Source organism: Ralstonia sp. UNC404CL21Col (genome assembly GCF_000620465.1).
In the GTDB taxonomy this organism is placed as follows: Bacteria; Pseudomonadota; Gammaproteobacteria; order Burkholderiales; family Burkholderiaceae; genus Ralstonia; species Ralstonia flatus.
In genome coordinates this window covers 251284-269291 of sequence record NZ_JIBE01000003.1, presented here as the reverse complement: position 1 = coordinate 269291, position 18008 = coordinate 251284, and the positions used below count along the sequence as shown (strand labels likewise).

Genomic DNA, 18008 nt, shown 5'->3' with positions numbered 1-18008 from the left:
ACCATGCCGACACAGGTTTTGCAGGACATCCGTGTGCTCGAACTCGGGCAACTGATTGCCGGGCCGTTTGCTGCCAAGACGCTCGCCGACTTTGGCGCCCAGGTCATCAAGATCGAGCCGCCCGGGCAGGGCGATCCGCTGCGCAAATGGCGGATGCTGCATGAGGGCACGTCAGTCTGGTGGGAGGCGCAATCGCGCAACAAGCAATCGGTCTGCGTCGACTTGCGTGTCCCGGAAGGGCAGGAGGTTGTTCGCAAGCTGGCTGCTGAAGCCGATGTGCTGATCGAGAACTTCCGCCCGGGGACGATGGAAAAGTGGGGGCTGTCGTACGAAGCGCTTTCCGCCATCAACCCGAAACTGATCATGCTCCGCGTGTCAGGCTACGGCCAGACGGGCCCCAAACGGGATGAGCCGGGCTTTGCGGCCATTGCCGAAGCCATGGCCGGCCTGCGCTATTTGACCGGTGAGCCGGGGCGCCCGCCTGCCCGGGCGGGGCTGTCGCTCGGCGACACCATCGCCGGTTTGCATGGCGCGTTGGGCGTGCTGCTGGCGCTGTATGAACGCGATGCGCGCGGCGGCAAGGGGCAGGTGATCGACGTGGCGCTGTATGAATCCGTGTTCAACCTGACCGAGAGCCTGCTGCCGGAGTATTCGGTGTTTGGCGCGATCCGCCAGCCGGCGGGCGGGGCGTTGCCGGGCATCGCACCGTCGAACGCCTATCGCTGCGCCGGTGGCGAATACGTTCTGATTGCCGCCAACGGCGACAACATCTTCCGCCGCCTGATGCAACACATGGGCCGGCAAGATCTGGCTGACGATCCCGGCCTAGCCCGCAACGACGGCCGCGCCGCGCGTGCCGAGGAAATCGACGCAGCCATCAACGCGTGGACGAGCACCTTGCCCATCGCAGAGGTTCTGGCCGCGCTGCATGCGGCCGAAGTGCCCAGCGGCCCGATCTACACCATCGCCGACATTGCCGCCGACCCGCACTACCGCGCACGCGGCGTGATCGAAACCGTGCGCGCGCAGTCGGGCATCGAGGTCGAGATGCCGGGCGTGGTGCCGAAGCTTTCCGCCACGCCGGGCGCTGTGCAGGCGAGCGCGCCGCGCCTGGGCCAGCACACGCGCGATGTCCTGCGCAGCCACGGCCTGACGGATGCGCAGATCGACGCGCTCGTTTCGCAAGGCATCGTTGCCGAAGCCAAAAGCTAAGCAGCTAGGACGATCCCGCATGTTGTGTTGCAAATCGTTGCGGTAATATCGCCGCCAAGGCAGTGAACGCCGCAGAACAGGAGACAGGCATGGGGACACGAGTCATTGGGCGCTGGGCAAAGTGGATGGGCGCAGCACTGTGCGCAACGAGCCTGCTGGCTGCCAGCCCCGCCGTTCTGGCACAGGGCAAACCTGAAAAAAGCAAGGTCACCATCGCGGTGGGCGGCAAGGCGCTGTTCTACTACCTGCCGCTGACGATTGCCGAGCGTCTGGGTTATTTCAAGGACGAAGGCCTGGACGTTGAAATCGTCGACTTTGCCGGCGGTGCAAAAGCGCTGCAGGCTGTGGTGGGCGGTAGCGCCGACGTCGTGAGCGGTGCCTACGAGCACACGCTGGTGCTGCAGGCCAAGGGCCAGATGTATCAGGAGTTCGTGTTGCAAGGGCGCGCACCGCAGATCGTGTTGGCGGTCAACAATAAGACGATGCCCAACTTCAAGTCGATTGCCGATTTGAAGGGCAAGAAGATCGGCGTGACGGCGCCGGGTTCGTCGACCAACATCATGGTCAACTACGTGCTGGCGCGCGCCGGCATCAAGCCGAACGAAGTGTCGATCATCGGCGTGGGCCCGAGCAGCGGGGCGATTGCGGCCGTACGTGCGGGCCAGATCGACGCCCTGGCCAACCTGGACCCGGTGATGTCGATGCTCACGCAGAAGAATGAAGTCCGCGTGGTTTCGGATACCCGCACGCTGGCCGATACCAAGGCGGTGTTTGGCGGCAACATGCCGGCCGGCTGCCTGTACGCGTCCACCGCGTTCATCCAGAAGAATCCGAACACGACGCAGGCGATGACCAACGCCATGGTGCGCGCGCTCAAGTGGCTGCAGAAGGCAGGCCCCTCGGACATCGTCAAGACGGTGCCCGAAGCCTATCTGCTCGGCGACCGTGCGCTGTATTTGGCGGCGTGGGAGAAGGTGCGTGAGGCGATCTCGCCGGACGGCACGATGCCCGCCGACGGCCCGACCACGGCGCTGCGCACGCTGTCGGAGTTTGATGCGGAAGTGAAGGGCAAGCAGATCAAGCTCGACCAGACCTTCACTAATACCTTCGTGCAGAAGGCCAACGCGAAATACAAGTAAGTTCCACAGGCTTTCAGCAACGCGCCCGGTTTCGCCCGGGCGCATTGCTTTTGGATCGCAGACCATGCCCCATCCCGCGCTTTCGTTTGATCAGATCACCTGCACGTTCATCTCGCCCGATACGCCGGGCCAGCGTTACACCGCCGTGCAAAACACCTCGCTGGAGGTGCAGGCCGGCGAGTTCGTCTCGGTGGTCGGCCCCACCGGCTGCGGCAAATCCACATTGCTGAATCTGGCGGCGGGCCTGTTGCAGCCGTCTTCCGGGCAGGTCCGGGTGTTTGGCGAACCGCTTGTCGGCATCAATCGTCGTGCCGGTTACATGTTCCAGGCAGAGGCGCTGATGCCGTGGCGCAGCGCGCTCGACAACGTGATGGCCGGGCTGGAGTTTCGCGGCATGCCCGACAAGGAGGCGCGTGACCTCGCCATGTCGTGGCTCGCGCGCGTCGGGCTGGCTGGCTTTGAAGACCGTTACCCGCATCAGCTTTCGGGCGGCATGCGCAAACGCGTGAGCCTGGCGCAAACGCTGGTGCTCGATCCCGACATCATCCTCATGGACGAGCCGTTTTCCGCGCTCGACATCCAGACGCGCCAGCTGATGGAAAACGAGGTGCTCGACCTCTGGGCCGCCAAGCGCAAGGCGGTGCTGTTCATCACGCACGATCTGGACGAAGCGATTGCCATGAGCGACCGCGTGGTCGTTCTGGCCGCCGGCCCCGGCACGCACCCGATCGGTGAATTCACCATCGACCTGCCGCGCCCGCGCGATGTGGCCGAGATTCGTGACCAGGCTGGCTTTGTCGACCTGCATTCGCGCATCTGGGACGTCCTGCGCGAGGAAGTCCTCAAGGGCTATGCGCAGCACCGCCGCGTGGCTTGACCTGAATCTGATCGATTGCATCCATGGCTAACCGTCCGCTTTCTCCATTCGCGCTGCGCACCTGGCAGCTTGGCCTGCTGGTCGTCACGTTGGGCGTGTGGCACTTCGCCACGCGCTCGCAGGAAGTTGCGTTCTTCTTCGGAGAACCGCTCATCGTTGCCCAGCGCATCTGGGCGTGGTTCGTTTCTGAAGGCGATATCTATCAACACCTTGGCGTGACGTTGGCCGAGACAGTGCTGGCCTTTGCCATCGGCACCGCCACTGGCCTGGGCGCCGGCTTGTGGCTGGCGCTGAGCCCGGCGGCTTCGGCAGTGCTGGATCCGTACATCAAGGCGGCCAATTCGATGCCGCGCGTGATCCTGGCGCCGATCTTCGGCGTGTGGTTCGGGCTGGGGATCTGGTCAAAGGTCGCGCTGGCGGTGACGCTCGTGTTCTTCATCGTCTTCTTCAACGTCTACCAGGGCGTCAAGGAAGTCAGCCCGGTCGTGCTGGCCAATGCGCGCATGCTAGGCGCATCGCAGCGGCAACTGCTGCGCTTCGTCTATCTGCCGAGCGCGACGAGCTGGGTGTTCTCGTCGCTGCATACGTCGGTGGGCCTCGCCTTCGTCGGGGCGGTGGTGGGGGAGTATCTCGGCTCCGCACGCGGTGTCGGTTACCTGATCCTCCAGGCAGAGGGCACGTTCGACATCAACACCGTGTTTGCGGGCATCGTCGTGCTGACGGTCTTTGCGCTGGTCCTGGATTGGCTCGTCGGCTTGATGGAAAAACGCCTGATGCGCTGGCAGCCGAAGAGCGGCGAGACGGAAAAGCTCTGAGCGCTGCGGAAGACGCAAACGTCATATCGACCCTGTCGCGAGCAGGGTCATGCAACTAGACGGTCGGTCTACTACAATGCGACCCATCATGAACAAGCACCCCGAACCCGTCACCGCTGAAGGCGCCGAAGCCCGGCACGACACCCGCGATCGCATCCTGGACGCCGGTGCAGAGCTGATCCTCGGGCGAGGTTTTTCTGCCGTCGGGTTGGCGGAAATCCTGGGCCGTGCGCAGGTGCCGAAGGGTTCGTTCTATTACTACTTCGGGTCCAAGGAAGACTTTGGCGTTGCCATGCTGGAGCGCTATTTCCAGGACTACGACGCGGGCGTTGTCAGCCTCTTCAACGACACACGCATCACCGCCCGTGAACGGCTGCTGCGCTATTTCATGGCCTGGATCGATCTGCATGAGCGCAGCGCATGCGAAGTCACGTGCCTCGCGGTCAAGCTGTCGGGAGAGGTGTCGGATTTGTCGGAGCCGATGCGCAAGGTGTTGTCGGCAGGGATGACGCGCATGGTCGAGCGCATCGCCACCGCAATCGAGGCCGGTGTCGCCGACGGTTCGTTGGCGCCTGTGCATGACGCGCACGAACTGGCCGAAGGCCTGTACGCCATGTGGATGGGCGGCGCACTGCTGGCCAAGGCGCACCGCACGGTCGACGCGTTCAAGAGCTGTGTCGCGCAAACCGAAATGCTGCTAGCCAAGCCCAAACACTGATTCCAATCTGAAACCCATTGCCGGCGAGGCACGTTCCTCGCTTTTTCTTTGATTCCGGTTCTAGATGACCGGTCGAATAGTGCCTTTCAGGAGCTGATATGACTCAACAACTGCTGTCCCCGGTTCAGACCGGCCGTACGACCCTCGCCAATCGTGTCGTCATGGCGCCGCTTACGCGCTCGCGCGCCGGCCAGCCGGGTGACGTGCCGACCGAACTGAACGTGATCTACTACGCCCAGCGTGCAACCGCTGGCCTCATCGTCACTGAAGCGACGCAAATTTCCCGCCAGGGCCAGGGCTACGCCTGGACGCCGGGCATGTACACCGACGCACAGGAAGCCGGCTGGAAGGCGGTGGTGGATGCCGTGCACGCCAAGGGCGGCCGCATCTCGCAACAACTGTGGCACGTGGGCCGTATTTCGAACACGCTGCTGCAGGAAAACGGCCAGGCTCCCGTCGCGCCGTCAGCCATCGTCGCCAAGGGTGCGCAGAGCTTTGTCGTGCAGCCCGACGGCACGCCCGCCAATGTGCCGACCAGCGAGCCGCGCGCCCTGGCCACGGAAGAAATCCCCGGTGTGATTGCGCAATACCGCCAGGCCGTGCTGCGTGCACGCCGCGCTGGTTTCGATTTCGTTGAAATCCACGCCGCCAACGGTTACCTGCTGCACCAATTCCTGTCGACCAACAGCAACCAGCGCACCGACCAGTACGGCGGCTCCCTGGAAAACCGCGCCCGACTGATCCTCGAAGTCGTCGACACCGCCATCGCCGAGATTGGCGCAGACCGCGTCGGCATCCGCCTCTCGCCGCACTTCGTCGCGCACGACATTGCCGACGAACAAGCTGAAGAAAGCGCGCTGTACCTTGCGCGCGAGCTGACCAAGCGCGGCATCGCCTACCTGCACATCGCCGAACCGGATTGGGCCGGCGGTCCCGAGCTGAGCAACGATTTCCGTCGCCAACTGCGCGACGCCTTCAAGGGCACGCTCATCGTGTGCGGCCAATACACGGCGGAAGAGGGCGAGCAGATGATCGCCTCCGGTCTGGCGGATGCCGTTGCGTTCGGTCGTCCGTTCATCGCCAATCCCGATCTGGTGGCGCGCTTCCGTGCCGGCGCATCGCTCAACAAGCCGGATCGCGCAACGTTCTACGGCGGCCAGGAAAAGGGCTACACCGACTACCCGACGCTGGAAGAAGCGGCCTGATAGACCGTTGCATTAAAGAGAAAAGCCGCGCAGGCGATCAACCTGCGCGGCTTTTTTCGTTCAGCGCTGACGTTTTTAAGGCTGAATCACGACCTTGCCCGTCACCTTGCGCGCCGCCATGTCCAGCAGCGCCTGCGTCGTCTGCTCCAGCGGATAGCGTGCAGAGATATGCGGCCGGATCTTGCCTTCCTGCATCCAGCCGAGCATCTGCATCATGTTCGCCAGATTCGCCTTCGGCTCGCGGCGCGCGAATTCGCCCCAGAACACGCCCACCAGCGACGCGCCTTTCAGCAACGCCAAATTCAGCGGCATCTTGGGGATCTCTCCGTTGGCAAATCCGACCACGAGGTAGCGGCCCCGCCAGGCGATCGAGCGGAACGCCGGCTCCGCATAGATGCCGCCGACCGGGTCATAGATCACGTCCGGGCCTTTGCCGTCGGTCAGTTCCTTGATGCGCTCGCGCAGGTGTTCGGTCGAATAGTTGATGAGGGCGTCGGCGCCGTGGTCCTTGCAGACTGCGAGTTTCTCGTCGCTCGATGCCGCAGCGATGACGCGCGCACCGATCGCCTTGCCGATCTCGATGGCCGCCAGCCCGACACCGCCCGCCGCGCCGAGCACGAGCATCGTTTCGCCGGCCTTCAGTTGCCCGCGATCGACCACCGCGTGGTGCGATGTGCCGTATGTCAGCGTGAACGCCGCAGCGGTGTCGAACGCCATGCCTGGCGGCATCGGCATGACCACCTTGGCCGAAGCCTTGACCTGTGAAGCAAACGCGCCCTGGCCAAGAAACGCGATCACGTGGTCGCCGGCCTTCAGATGCGACACGCCTTCGCCGACGGCATTGACCACGCCCGCGACTTCCGAGCCCGGCGTAAACGGCAGCTCCGGCTTGAACTGGTACTTGTTCTGGATGATCAGCACGTCAGGAAAATTCACCCCCGCGGCCTTTACGTCGATCACGACTTCGCCGGCGCCGGGCGAGAGGTCCGGCAGCGTTTCGATCACCAGCGATTCGGGCGGACCCCAGGTTTTGCAGACGACGGCTTTCATCATGTGTCTCCTCAACAGTCTTGCGTTGGATTGTTCGCCATCTCGCATGCATTGCACGCGATCTCGTCCGGCAGTGTAACCGAATAAAAGCACGGTCGTTCGATTTGGCTGGACGCGATGAATCCCGCGGCTTGTCGATGCATTTTTTGTAAGCGCGTAGAACGTGTGCAGGAGCACGATTCGCGAACGTTGCTCGGTTACAATCCGCGCCATGCATATTCTCATTGCCAACGACGACGGATACCTCGCCCCTGGGCTCGCGGCGCTGCATCGCGCGCTGAGCCCGCTGGGCCGCGTGACGGTGGTCGCGCCGGAGCAGAACCACAGCGGCGCTTCCAACTCGCTTACGCTGCAGCGTCCGCTTTCGGTGTTCGAGGCGACGGAAGGTGCCCAGAAGGGGTTTCGTTTCGTCAACGGCACACCGACGGACTGCGTGCACATCGCGCTGACCGGCATGATCGAAGAGAAGCCCGATCTGGTCGTCTCCGGTATCAACCAGGGCCAGAACATGGGCGAAGACGTGCTGTATTCCGGCACCGTCGCCGCCGCCATCGAAGGCCATCTGTTCGGTATTCCGTCGATTGCGTTTTCGCAAGTTGACAAGGGCTGGACGCACCTCGACGCCGCCGAGCGCGTGGCCCGCGAGGTGGTCGAGCGCTATCTGTCCGATCCGCTCGATGGGCCGGTCCTGCTGAACGTCAATATCCCGAATCTGCCGTACGCCGAGCTGGCGGGTTGGCGTGCGACGCGTCTGGGCAAGCGGCACCAGTCGCAGCCGGTGATCCGTCAGGCCAATCCGCGCGGCGAGCCGATCTTCTGGGTCGGTGCCGCCGGCGATGCTAAAGACGCCAGCGAGGGCACCGATTTCCACGCCGTTGCGCACGGCTTCGTCTCGCTGACGCCGCTGCAGCTTGATCTGACCGATACGGCCCAACTGCGCAGCGTGCGCCGCTGGCAGACGCCATGATCGGCATGGTGGCTCATGTCTGAACGTCCGCGCGACCGGCGTTTTCCGTTGACGCTCGATGCAGTCGTCGAGCGCAAGCCCGTGGAGCGCCAGCGTGAAACGCGCATCTCGTCCGGGGTGAGCGCGGTGTCACGCCCTACGCCGGCGCGTGCGGCATCGGTCGAGCGCGCGTCGCCGGCTTCTGCCCCGGCACCTGCGCCGCAGCGCGTGGCGGGGGTCGACGCTGCGGTCGGCGCCGTTGCTGCGAGCGCGGTGCAGGCCCGCACGGCGGCAGCACATGCGGCGGCTGGCGGTATGGCCTCGGACCGTGCGCGTCAGGCATTGGTCGGTCGGGTGCAAGCCGGGGGCGTGAGCGACAAGCGCGTGCTGGCAGCCATCGGCACCGTGTCCCGCCATTTGTTCGTCGACGCCGGCCTAGCCTCGCAGGCCTACGAAGATTCCGCGTTGCCCATCGGCCATCAGCAAACGATCTCGAAGCCGTCGGTGGTCGGACGGATGATTGAGTTGTTATTGAGTGGGCGGCCCAGTCGCACCGGCCTGCCGCTCGCGCGCGTGCTGGAAATCGGTACCGGCTGCGGCTATCAGGCTGCCGTTCTGGCACAGCTCGCCGACGAGGTGTATTCGATCGAGCGCGTTCGGCCGCTGCATGAAAAAGCCAAAGCGAACTTGCGGCCACTCCGCGTGCCAAACATCCGTCTGCACTATGGCGACGGCATGCTCGGGCTGCCGAAGGCCGCGCCGTTTGACGCCATCATCCTGGCGGCGGCGGGGCTGGAGGTGCCGCAGGCGCTGCTCGACCAGCTCACCGTTGGCGGCCGGCTGATTGCCCCTGTGGCCACCGACCGCAGCAGCGGCCCGGCGCAGCAGCTCGTTCTCATCGAGCGCCGCAGCCGCTTCCAGTTTCACAGTACCGCGCTTGAAGGCGTTTTCTTTGTCCCGTTAAAATCAGGAACTGTTTAGCATGTTCATTTCCCGGAGCTCCATGAACCGTCCAAGCCCCGCACGCGCAGGCCGGCTCGCCGTGGCGATGGTGTCGGCCGCACTATTGGCGGCTTGCGCATCCTCCGGCAATCAGGCCCCCGTTCTCGACCGCACCTCGCGCGCCGGCAGCACCGGGGCCACCTCGCAAGAGCCGCCGCCCCCCGGCTACTATCGGGTCAAGCGTGGCGATACCTTGTACAGCATCGCCCTGCGCAACGGCCAAGCGCCGCGAGACCTGGTGGCGTGGAACAACATCGCCAACCCGAACCAGATCGAAGTCGATCAGCTGTTACGCGTTGTTCCGCCAAACGCCGATGTCAGCGGCACCGGGGCCGTCGTCACACCGGTTCGCCCGCCTAACACGACTACGCAACCGGTCGATTCGACGCCCCCCACGCCGCCGTCCGCAGCGTCGTCCAGCGCTCCTGCCGGGGCAAGCGACAGCGCAATCTCGCTGGCCTGGCCGGCACGCGGCTCGCTCATCAACCGTTTCGATGACAAGAGCAACAAGGGCATCGACATTGGTGGCAAACGTGGTGATGCCGTGGTCGCCGCCGACGACGGAAAAGTGATCCACGTTGGACCCTTGCGTGGGTACGGGAATCTTGTCATCATCAAACACAACGACACGTTCCTGACCGCCTACGGCAACAACGACAAGGTTCTGGTCACCGAGCAATCCACGGTCAAGAAAGGGCAGAAGATCGCCGAAATGGGCAGTACTGATGCGGATCGCGTGAAGCTTCATTTTGAAGTGCGCCGCAACGGTAAGCCGGTCGATCCGATGCGCTACTTGCCGCCTCAATAGAGGAATGCATGCCGCGCCAGAAAGCTGCCACGCCCGTCACCCCCGCCGATGACAACATCGACGCTGCTGTAGAGGGCCAGCGCACCCCAAATGGGCGCGCGGGGCGGCGTGCGCGCGGCGCGGCACAGCCTCCTGCTAAAGAGATCGAAGTCGTCGACGCGCTGGTCGACGATCTACCCGCCTCCGATTCTGCTGATCTCAACGACACGTCCGACAGTGCCGACGAGCCGGATGAAGAAGAGGAAGACGGTGAAGAGGCCGAGGAGCCCGCACCCGAGGAAGATTTCCGCAAGGTGCTGCAGGCCGAACTGGCCGCCGACACGGTTCAGCACTATCTCAATCGCATCAGCATCAAGCCGCTCCTGACGCCAGCGGAAGAACTGCATTTCTCGACGCTGGCCAAGGCGGGCGAATTTGCCGCGCGCCAGGTCATGATCGAGCGCAACCTCCGTTTGGTCGTGAGCATCGCAAAAGGCTATCTGAACCGCGGTGTCCCGCTGCTCGATCTGATCGAGGAAGGCAACCTGGGGCTGATGCACGCGATCGAGAAGTTTGATCCCGAACGCGGGTTTCGCTTCTCGACGTATGCAACGTGGTGGATCCGCCAGAGCATCGAGCGCGCGATCATGAATCAGGCGCGTACGGTTCGTCTGCCGGTGCACGTGATTCGCGAACTCAACCAGGTGCTGCGTGCCAAGCGTCATCTGGAAAAGAGCGGTGTGGACGGCCGGGACGCGAGCCTTGAAGACATCGCTCACTTGCTCGGCAAGACCACGGAGGAAGTGCAGGACGTGCTCTCGCTCAACGAGCACACGACTTCGCTCGATACACCGTTCGATCTTGATCCGGGCACGAGCCTGCTCGATTTCCTCTCGGACGAGCATGGCGCCTCGCCGGACCAGGAGGTGGCACATCGCGAGCTTTCACTGCTGATGAAGTCGTGGCTTGCGCGCTTGTCCGACAAGCACCGCTATGTAGTGGAGCGCCGCTTCGGCCTCAACTACATCGAGCCTGCGACGCTGGAAGAGCTGGCCGCCGAGATGGGCCTGACGCGCGAACGCGTTCGTCAGATTCAGCAGGAAGCGCTGGTCAAGCTCAAGCGCCATTTCGCTTCGCAGGGCGTGCGTAAGGACGCGGTGCTGTAAGGCGCCGCAGCCTCTCTTCTTTCTCCTCCAGTTTCATTCAGTCGTTCCGCAGCTCCAGCAGCATCGGTTGGTGATCCGATGCTTGCGTGGTGCTGTTGACTTCCATCCGCAGCACGCGCGGTCTCAATGGATCGCTGATCAGCATGAAATCGCACGCGTAGGCCGGTTCGGTCCAGCCGGTGCGGTCGTGCACGCCGAAAGTCGGCGGTTGCGGCGTTGTGCCGTGGGCAATCTCCCACGCGTCATGTAAAGCGGGTTCCCAAGTGAGCGGCACGGTCGCCAGGCGTTTGGGCGTGGAGTCCGGCTTGCAGTTGAAATCGCCGCAGACAATGGTTGACGTCGTCTGTGCAAGCGGGCGGAAGGGGCCCGCCTCGCACTCTGTGCCAAGCACCGATGCTTGATTTGCACGCGCACACCCTTCCGCGTGGATGGCGCGCAATGCGTTGATTTGCGCCAGCCGTTGAAGCTCTGAGTAGTACTCCAGATGCGTTGTGATGATGCGCAACAAGCCGAACGGCGTCTGCACGATCGCCTCGATGGCCATGCGGGGCATATACGGTGTGGCATCCGCTGGACAAGGTAAAGCGTGGCGCCGGATGTGATGCACGGGTAAGCGTGTGGCAATCGCGTTGCCGAAGCGCTGCACATGCGTGCCGTTGTGGCGCTCCAGCGCGAAGCCGGCAATCACGGTGTAGTCAGGGCCAAGCGCGTCGGCGAGTTCGCTCCATTGATCGATGCCTGGTTGGCCCGGCAGATCGCTGAAACCGGACGTGACTTCCTGGAGGCACAGCACATCGAACTCGCCCATCTCATGTGCTTGCGTCAGCTGGCGCGTCAGGCTGACGTGCCCGTCGGCGCCACGACCCCACTGGATATTCCACGTCAGGATGACGGTGCCCATGCTGGTCCTCCGGTGTCTTACAATGCCGCCCTTGTCCTCATTTTGCCCAGGCTCGCTCGTGTCTCAAGCTGCACCTAACGTCACGCCTTCCTCTCCTGATTCAGCAATCGCCGCCCCGGACGCGCCCCCCGCTAAGCCCCGTGGACGTCGTAAGCCCGAGATGCCCGTGGCTGGCCCCCTGGAAATCGTTTCGCTCGACGGTGAAGCACGCGGTATCGGTCGCCTGACCAACGAGGATGGCTCGCCGGGCAAGGTGGTCTTCGTGGAGGGCGCATTGCCTGGTGAGCGCGTGATGTATCGCAGTCACCGCGTGAAGCCGTCGTACGAGCAGGCGAGTGTGGTGGATATTCTGCGCCAGTCCGCTTCGCGCGTGACGCCGCAGTGCAAGTTCTTTGGGGTGTGCGGTGGCTGCTCGATGCAGCATCTGGATTCGCGTGCACAGGTTGCGATCAAGCAGCGCGTGCTGGAAGACGACCTGTGGCATCTGGCCAAGCTGCGTCCGGACGTCGTGTTCCGACCGATCGCCGGCCCCGACTGGGGCTACCGCTATCGCGCCCGTTTGACCGTGCGCCATGTTGCGGCCAAAGGTGGTGTGCTGGTGGGTTTCCACGAGCGCAAGAGCAGCTACGTGGCCGACATGACGTCGTGCGAGGTGCTGCCGCCGCACGTATCCGCGCTGCTGGTGCCGTTGCGCGAGTTGGTGGGGCGCCTGTCGATCGTGCAACGTATGCCGCAGATCGAACTCGCGGTCGGGCAGGACGTGACCGCGCTGGTATTGCGCAATCTGGAGCCCATCACCGCCGAGGATGAGGCCGAGCTGCGCGACTTTGCCGATCAGCACAACGTCCAGTTCTGGTTGCAGCCCAAGGGGCCGGACACCGTTTATCCGTTCCATCCCCTCGACCGCACGCTGACGTACACGCTGCCGGAGTTCGGCATCACGATGCCGTTCAAACCGACGGATTTCACGCAGGTCAATCATCAGATCAACCGGGTGCTGATGTCGCGGGCGCTGAAGCTGCTCGACGCCCAGCCCAGCGATCGGCTCCTTGACCTGTTCTGCGGTATCGGCAACTTCACGCTGCCAATGGCCACACGGGCACGCGAAGTCATGGGCATCGAAGGGAGCGAGGCGCTGACAACCCGGGCGCTCGCCAACGCTCAGCACAACGGTTTGGATGCGAAAACGACATTCGCGTGTCGTAATCTCTTTGAAGTGTCGGCCGATGATATTGCCGCACTGGGCAAGTTCGATCGCTGGTTGATCGATCCGCCGCGCGAAGGGGCGTTGGCCGTGTCCAAGGCGCTCGCCGAGTTGTCTCAGCGAGGCGGCGAGGCGGCTGATCTGCTGCCGAAGCGCATCGTCTATGTGTCATGCAATCCGGCGACGCTGGCCCGCGATGCGGGTTTGCTCGTGCATGAAGCGGGTTATCGATTGGCCGGAGCGGGCGTGGTCAACATGTTCCCGCACACGTCGCACGTGGAGTCGATGGCGGTATTCGAGCGCGACTGACCGTTCGTGGGGCGTCTCGCAGACAAAGAAAAACCGGCGCCTGGTGCGCCGGTTTTTTTTCGCGCCATCGCTGACGCTTGTGAGGCTGAATTTCGCTTAGTTGCGATTTCCGCCAAAGATTCCCAGGATCGCCAGCAGGTTCGTGAAGATGTTGTAGACGTCCAGGTAGATGGCCAGGGTAGCCGTCACGTAGTTGGTCTCGCCGCCGTTCACGATGCGCTGCACGTCGAACAGGATGTATGCCGAGAAGATCGCGATGGCCAGCACCGAGATCGTCAGCATCATCGCGGGCAGTTGCAGCCAGATGTTGGCCACCGAGCCCACGATCAGCACCAGCACGCCCATGAACAGCCACTTGCCCAGGCCCGAGAAATCGCGCTTGCTGACCGTGGCCACCGTCGCCATCACGCCGAAGATGACGGCTGTGCCGCCGAACGCCGTCATGATGAGTGACGCACCATTCGAGAAGCCCAGAATCATGCCGATCAGCCGCGACAGCATCAGCCCCATGAAGAACGTGAAGCCGAGCAGCAATGCCACGCCGACGCCGCTGTTCTTGAAGCGCTCAATGGCGTAGAAGAAGCCAAAAGCCACTGCCATGAAGATGACGAAACCCATCAACGGGTTGCGCCCCATCAGGTTGAAGCCGGTGGCGACCCCGATCCAGGCACCGAGGATGGTGGGGATCATGGAAAGCGCGAGCAGCCAATAGGTATTGCGCAGCACTCGGTTGCGGACGGCCAACGCGCCGGCGGTGCCGGAAGCGCCAAAACCGTACGTGTTGAGTTGGTTGTCCATGCGAACTCCTTGGGTAAATGACATTGCAGACAATGCGACGACACAGCGAATGTGGCATCCGAGGCGGCCTTTTGCAAGCCACATCGTCCTTACTTGGAGAGTCAGGATGCCACGCGGTTCCGGCTCCTGGTCGGTGCTTGCGACGGAAAATGCCCTTCGTGAGTGACTTTTTGTGCTCCCCATAAGGGGATGCTAAGGCGCGTTCGTACAGCCGACGAGACCTGCAAAGGCGTGTGACGATATCGCCTCCTGACGCGCCCGCCGTACGCGGCATCCGGTTGCACCGCTTGACATCCATCCCGTTGCCGCCCGTGTTAGAATCTAACGTTTATCTTTCACGTAACACCTTCATTTTTTGGAGTTTTTGATGGCGCTCGAACGCACTTTGTCGATTATCAAACCGGATGCCGTGGCCAAGAATGTCATCGGCCAGATCTACGCCCGCTTCGAAGGCGCCGGCCTGAAGATCGTCGCAGCCAAGATGATCCACCTGTCGCGCGCAGAAGCCGAGCAGTTCTACGCCGTGCACAAGGAGCGCCCGTTCTTCAAGGATCTGGTGGACTTCATGATCTCGGGCCCGGTGATGGTGCAGGCGCTGGAAGGCGAAAACGCAATCGCCAAGAACCGTGACCTGATGGGTGCAACCGACCCGAAGAAGGCGGAGAAGGGCACGATCCGCGCCGACTTCGCTGACAGCATCGACGCCAATGCCGTGCACGGCTCGGACGCTGCTGAAACGGCTGCCGTGGAAGTCGCATTCTTCTTCCCGGGCCTGAACATTTACAGCCGCTAAGCGTCAACACTAGACTGGGATTGTGGTTTCGGGTTGCAAGTCATGAGCGATGTGGTGAATCTCCTCGATTTCGACGCACCGGGCCTTCTCGCGTACTGCGAGAGCCTGGGTGAGAAGTCGTTTCGCGCCAAGCAGTTGCAGCGCTGGATTCACCAGTCGGGGGCGTCCGATTTTGGCGAGATGACCGATCTCGCCAAGTCGCTGCGCGAAAAGCTTGCGACCCGCGCCAACATCCAGGCGCCGGCGGTCATTACCGATCACCTTTCGTCGGACGGCACGCGCAAGTGGCTGGTCGACGTAGGGCAGGGGAATGCCGTCGAGACGGTCTACATCCCCGAAGAGACGCGCGGCACGTTGTGTGTGTCGTCTCAGGCGGGATGTGCCGTCAACTGCCGGTTCTGCTCGACCGGCAAGCAGGGTTTCTCGCGCAACCTCACTGCTGGCGAGATCATCGGCCAACTGTGGATGGCGGAATTCGCTATGCGCAAGCAGCTCGGTCGCGGCCCCAAAGACGATCGCGTCATCACCAACGTTGTGATGATGGGCATGGGCGAACCGCTCCTGAATTACGACGCCGTGGTGCCCGCTCTGTCGCTGATGCTGGACGACAACGCGTATGGCCTTTCGCGGCGCCGCGTAACGGTATCCACCTCGGGCGTTGTGCCGATGATGGACCGCCTCGCGCGCGATGTGCCCGTGGCGCTTGCTGTGTCGCTGCACGCGTCCAACGACGCGCTGCGCGACGTGCTCGTGCCGCTCAACAAGAAGTATCCCTTGGCCGAATTGATGGCTGCCTGTCGCCGCTATCTGGAGTTCGCGCCGCGCGATTTCATCACCTTTGAATACTGCATGCTGGATGGTGTCAACGATACCGTCGAGCATGCCCGTGAACTGCTGCGCGTCGTGGCCGACGTGCCGTGTAAGTTCAACCTGATCCCGTTCAACCCGTTCCCGGAATCGGGGTTGAAGCGCTCGAACAATGAGCAGATCCGCCGCTTCTCGCAAGTGCTGTTGGATGCCGGCATTGTCACCACCATCCGCAAGACGCGAGGCGACGACATCGATGCGGCGTGCGGGCAGCTCGCTGGCGAGGTCAAGGACCGCACGCGCCTGGCCGAGCGCGGCAAGTTTGGCAAGATCGTCGAGATCCCCGTGGTCGGGGCAGACTCCACTCACCGCATGGGTACCGCATGAAGCGTTGGTCGACTGCTGTCAGTCTGGTCTTCACGCTGGCAGCCGCCGGGTGCGCATTGTCGCCGCCGGTCCAGACACAGACACGAGAAGTCACGACCGTCCCCGATCAAAAGGCTGACGCCGGTCGTCGGGCTGCAATCCGATTACAACTCGCGACGCAATACTTGGAAGCCGGCCAGAATGCGACAGCGCTTGAGGAAATCAAGAACGCCATCGCAATCGATCCGAACGTGCCGAACGCGTATCACATCCGCGCGCTGGCTTACATGAACCTCGGCCAGCGCGAGCAGGCTGATGAGAGCTTCCGCAGCGCTCTGGCTGCGACGCCCCAAGATGGCGACCTGCTGAACAACTACGGCTGGTTCCTGTGCTCGCAAGGTGGCAAGCCCGATCAAGGCATGGCGATGCTGCGCCAGGCCATCGAGGCGCCGGCCGCCGGCAGCCCCGCGAAACCATGGACGAATCTGGGCGTCTGCCAGATGCGTCAGGGTGATCTGGACGGCGCGGAGAAGAGCCTCACCCGCGCAACTTACATCGACGCAAACAATCCGCTGACCAACTTGACGTTGGCGCAGCTGTACTACAAACGACGCGAATATTCACGTGCCATGCCGTTTATCGAACGTGTGAATGGCCGCGGCAATCCGACGGCGGAAAGCTTGTGGCTTGGCGCTCGTGTCGCGCGGCGTCTGGGCGACACTTCGCAGCAGAACGCATGGAGCGCGCAATTGCAGCGTCGCTTCCCCAATGCGCCCGAAGAGGCGGCATTCGAACGAGGAGCCTGGGATGACTGACCGCGACGTGGTAAGCGCAGCCGACTTCTCTCACGGCGCGGCGCCTGCCTCGAATCCGCCTGCCGCTGTTTCGCCGGACCGCGACGATGCGCTGCGAGAGATCGCCGAACGCCTGCGTGCCGGCCGAGAACGGCAGCGGCTGACGGTCGACGATCTGGCGGGGCGCCTGAAGGTGGCTCCAGGCAAGTTGTCGGCGGTGGAATCGGCAGATGTCAGTGCATTGCCTGACATGACCTTTACCAAAGGGCTCATCCGCGCCTACGCACGTGCTTTGCAAGTGGATGTCGATGACCAGCTTGCGCGTTTGAATGCCCGTGCGCCGGTCACCAACATCGGCTTGCGCCCCGAAGGCGGGTTGGGTGAATCGTTCTCCGACAAACCTAGCTTTGCGAAGCGTCGCGGTGGCAGCGGCCGCTGGCTGATTGGTGTGCTCGTTGCGGTGGTTGTGGCAGGCGGTGCGTTGGCTGGTATGGACCGTCTGAAGCAGTGGTTTGCCTCGCAAACGGCAGCCACGCAAAACACCGAGTCCACGACGAAGGAAGCGCCGGCGGCCGAGCAAACGGCGCCCGCGCAAGCGGCTCCGACAGCTGAGCAGGCTCCGGCTGAAACACCAGCCGCTTCCATGCCGACACCGTTGACGCCGGTTGCCCCGGCGGCCCCGGCCTCGGGCGTGGTAACTGCGCCGCTGGCTCCACCGGCAACGCTGCCGCGTTCAGGCAACGGTGCTGCTGTTCCGGCGGCCGCTGTAGCCGGTGCAGGTGTCAAGGCCGCTGTGGTCAACGTCGATGCTCCAGTTGCCGTTCGGCCGGCGGAAACTGCCAAACCGGCTGAATCGGCAGGTGGCAGCGGCACGGTCTCGGTGCGCTTCTCCGGTTCCTCCTGGTATGAAATCAAGGACAAAACCGGCAAGACGCTCGCCAGCGGCCTCTCAAAGGAAGGCGACGCACGCGATCTGACCGGCACGCCGCCGTTCAAGGTCGTTTTCGGCAATGCAGAAGCGGTTGAATCGCTGGCTGTGGGCGGTGCGTCCGTCGATCTTCAGAAGTACGCCCGCAATCGCGTGGCACGGGCCACGTTGCCCTGAACCGTTTTGTAAAT

Annotated in this window: 18 protein-coding genes; 15 read left to right on the top strand and 3 right to left on the bottom strand. The window is 63.2% G+C overall.

The window, feature by feature from the left end; translation table 11 throughout:
• The first annotated feature begins 3 nt into the window (after window positions 1–3).
• From N511_RS0101290 to N511_RS0101265, 6 genes are all read left to right on the top strand, one after another.
• On the top strand, window positions 4–1212 hold the full coding sequence (locus tag N511_RS0101290; RefSeq protein WP_027677647.1) for a CaiB/BaiF CoA transferase family protein: 1209 nt from the start codon (window positions 4–6) through the stop codon (window positions 1210–1212).
• An 89-nt stretch (window positions 1213–1301) separates the two neighbouring features.
• Window positions 1302–2351: an ABC transporter substrate-binding protein gene (locus N511_RS0101285; RefSeq protein ID WP_027677646.1), complete on the top strand. Its 1050-nt coding sequence runs from the start codon at window positions 1302–1304 to the stop codon at window positions 2349–2351.
• 64 nt (window positions 2352–2415) lie between these two features.
• A complete protein-coding gene (locus N511_RS0101280; RefSeq protein ID WP_027677645.1) occupies window positions 2416–3228 on the top strand; it encodes an ABC transporter ATP-binding protein in 813 nt (270 codons plus the stop codon).
• Window positions 3229–3251: 23 nt separating this feature from the next.
• On the top strand, window positions 3252–4043 hold the full coding sequence (locus tag N511_RS0101275; RefSeq protein ID WP_027677644.1) for an ABC transporter permease: 792 nt from the start codon (window positions 3252–3254) through the stop codon (window positions 4041–4043).
• Window positions 4044–4131: 88 nt separating this feature from the next.
• Window positions 4132–4761 carry a TetR/AcrR family transcriptional regulator gene (locus tag N511_RS0101270; RefSeq protein ID WP_027677643.1) on the top strand — a complete coding sequence of 210 codons (630 nt, stop codon included), beginning with the start codon at window positions 4132–4134 and terminating at the stop codon, window positions 4759–4761.
• A gap of 98 nt (window positions 4762–4859) precedes the next feature.
• Window positions 4860–5966 (top strand): alkene reductase, encoded by a 1107-nt coding sequence (locus N511_RS0101265; protein ID WP_027677642.1) that lies wholly within the window; start codon window positions 4860–4862, stop codon window positions 5964–5966.
• 75 nt (window positions 5967–6041) lie between these two features.
• Here N511_RS0101265 and N511_RS0101260 read toward each other — a convergent pair whose 3' ends face one another.
• Window positions 6042–7016, bottom strand: a complete 975-nt coding sequence (locus tag N511_RS0101260; protein WP_027677641.1) for an NADPH:quinone oxidoreductase family protein — start codon at window positions 7014–7016, stop codon at window positions 6042–6044.
• A 211-nt stretch (window positions 7017–7227) separates the two neighbouring features.
• Here N511_RS0101260 and surE point away from each other — a divergent pair, with 211 nt between their 5' ends.
• The 4 genes from surE to rpoS are packed head-to-tail and all read left to right on the top strand — an operon-like array spanning window position 7228 to window position 10917.
• Complete coding sequence (surE, locus tag N511_RS0101255; RefSeq protein ID WP_027677640.1) at window positions 7228–7983, top strand: 5'/3'-nucleotidase SurE; 756 nt, start codon at window positions 7228–7230, stop codon at window positions 7981–7983.
• 15 nt (window positions 7984–7998) lie between these two features.
• The gene (locus tag N511_RS0101250) at window positions 7999–8943 is read left to right on the top strand and encodes a protein-L-isoaspartate(D-aspartate) O-methyltransferase (RefSeq protein WP_027677639.1); all 945 of its coding nucleotides are present in this window, start codon (window positions 7999–8001) and stop codon (window positions 8941–8943) included.
• Window position 8944: 1 nt separating this feature from the next.
• Entirely contained in the window at window positions 8945–9772 is an 828-nt protein-coding gene (locus tag N511_RS0101245; protein WP_051530807.1) for a peptidoglycan DD-metalloendopeptidase family protein, read from the top strand.
• A gap of 8 nt (window positions 9773–9780) precedes the next feature.
• The gene (gene rpoS, locus N511_RS0101240; protein ID WP_027677637.1) at window positions 9781–10917 is read left to right on the top strand and encodes an RNA polymerase sigma factor RpoS; all 1137 of its coding nucleotides are present in this window, start codon (window positions 9781–9783) and stop codon (window positions 10915–10917) included.
• Between the two features lie 37 nt (window positions 10918–10954).
• On the opposite strand, the gene N511_RS0101235 is transcribed toward rpoS, so the two are convergent.
• Window positions 10955–11818 carry an endonuclease/exonuclease/phosphatase family protein gene (locus N511_RS0101235; RefSeq protein ID WP_027677636.1) on the bottom strand — a complete coding sequence of 288 codons (864 nt, stop codon included), beginning with the start codon at window positions 11816–11818 and terminating at the stop codon, window positions 10955–10957.
• Window positions 11819–11978: 160 nt separating this feature from the next.
• On the opposite strand from N511_RS0101235, the gene rlmD reads away from it, so the two are divergent.
• A complete protein-coding gene (gene rlmD / locus N511_RS0101230; RefSeq protein WP_027677635.1) occupies window positions 11979–13331 on the top strand; it encodes a 23S rRNA (uracil(1939)-C(5))-methyltransferase RlmD in 1353 nt (450 codons plus the stop codon).
• A gap of 96 nt (window positions 13332–13427) precedes the next feature.
• On the opposite strand, the gene N511_RS0101225 is transcribed toward rlmD, so the two are convergent.
• The gene (locus N511_RS0101225) at window positions 13428–14129 is read right to left on the bottom strand and encodes a Bax inhibitor-1/YccA family protein (protein WP_027677634.1); all 702 of its coding nucleotides are present in this window, start codon (window positions 14127–14129) and stop codon (window positions 13428–13430) included.
• Window positions 14130–14496: 367 nt separating this feature from the next.
• Here N511_RS0101225 and ndk point away from each other — a divergent pair, with 367 nt between their 5' ends.
• From ndk to N511_RS0101205, 4 genes are read left to right on the top strand one after another with little or no spacing between them, the layout of a single operon-like run.
• Window positions 14497–14922 carry a nucleoside-diphosphate kinase gene (gene ndk / locus N511_RS0101220; RefSeq protein WP_004626298.1) on the top strand — a complete coding sequence of 142 codons (426 nt, stop codon included), beginning with the start codon at window positions 14497–14499 and terminating at the stop codon, window positions 14920–14922.
• A 42-nt stretch (window positions 14923–14964) separates the two neighbouring features.
• Window positions 14965–16116: a 23S rRNA (adenine(2503)-C(2))-methyltransferase RlmN gene (gene rlmN / locus N511_RS0101215; RefSeq protein WP_027677633.1), complete on the top strand. Its 1152-nt coding sequence runs from the start codon at window positions 14965–14967 to the stop codon at window positions 16114–16116.
• The gene (pilW, locus tag N511_RS0101210; protein ID WP_027677632.1) at window positions 16113–16910 is read left to right on the top strand and encodes a type IV pilus biogenesis/stability protein PilW; all 798 of its coding nucleotides are present in this window, start codon (window positions 16113–16115) and stop codon (window positions 16908–16910) included. Before rlmN ends, pilW begins: the two co-directional genes overlap by 4 nt.
• Entirely contained in the window at window positions 16903–17994 is a 1092-nt protein-coding gene (locus tag N511_RS0101205) for a RodZ domain-containing protein (protein WP_027677631.1), read from the top strand. The genes pilW and N511_RS0101205 overlap by 8 nt, the downstream gene beginning before the upstream one ends.
• Window positions 17995–18008: the final 14 nt, after the last annotated feature.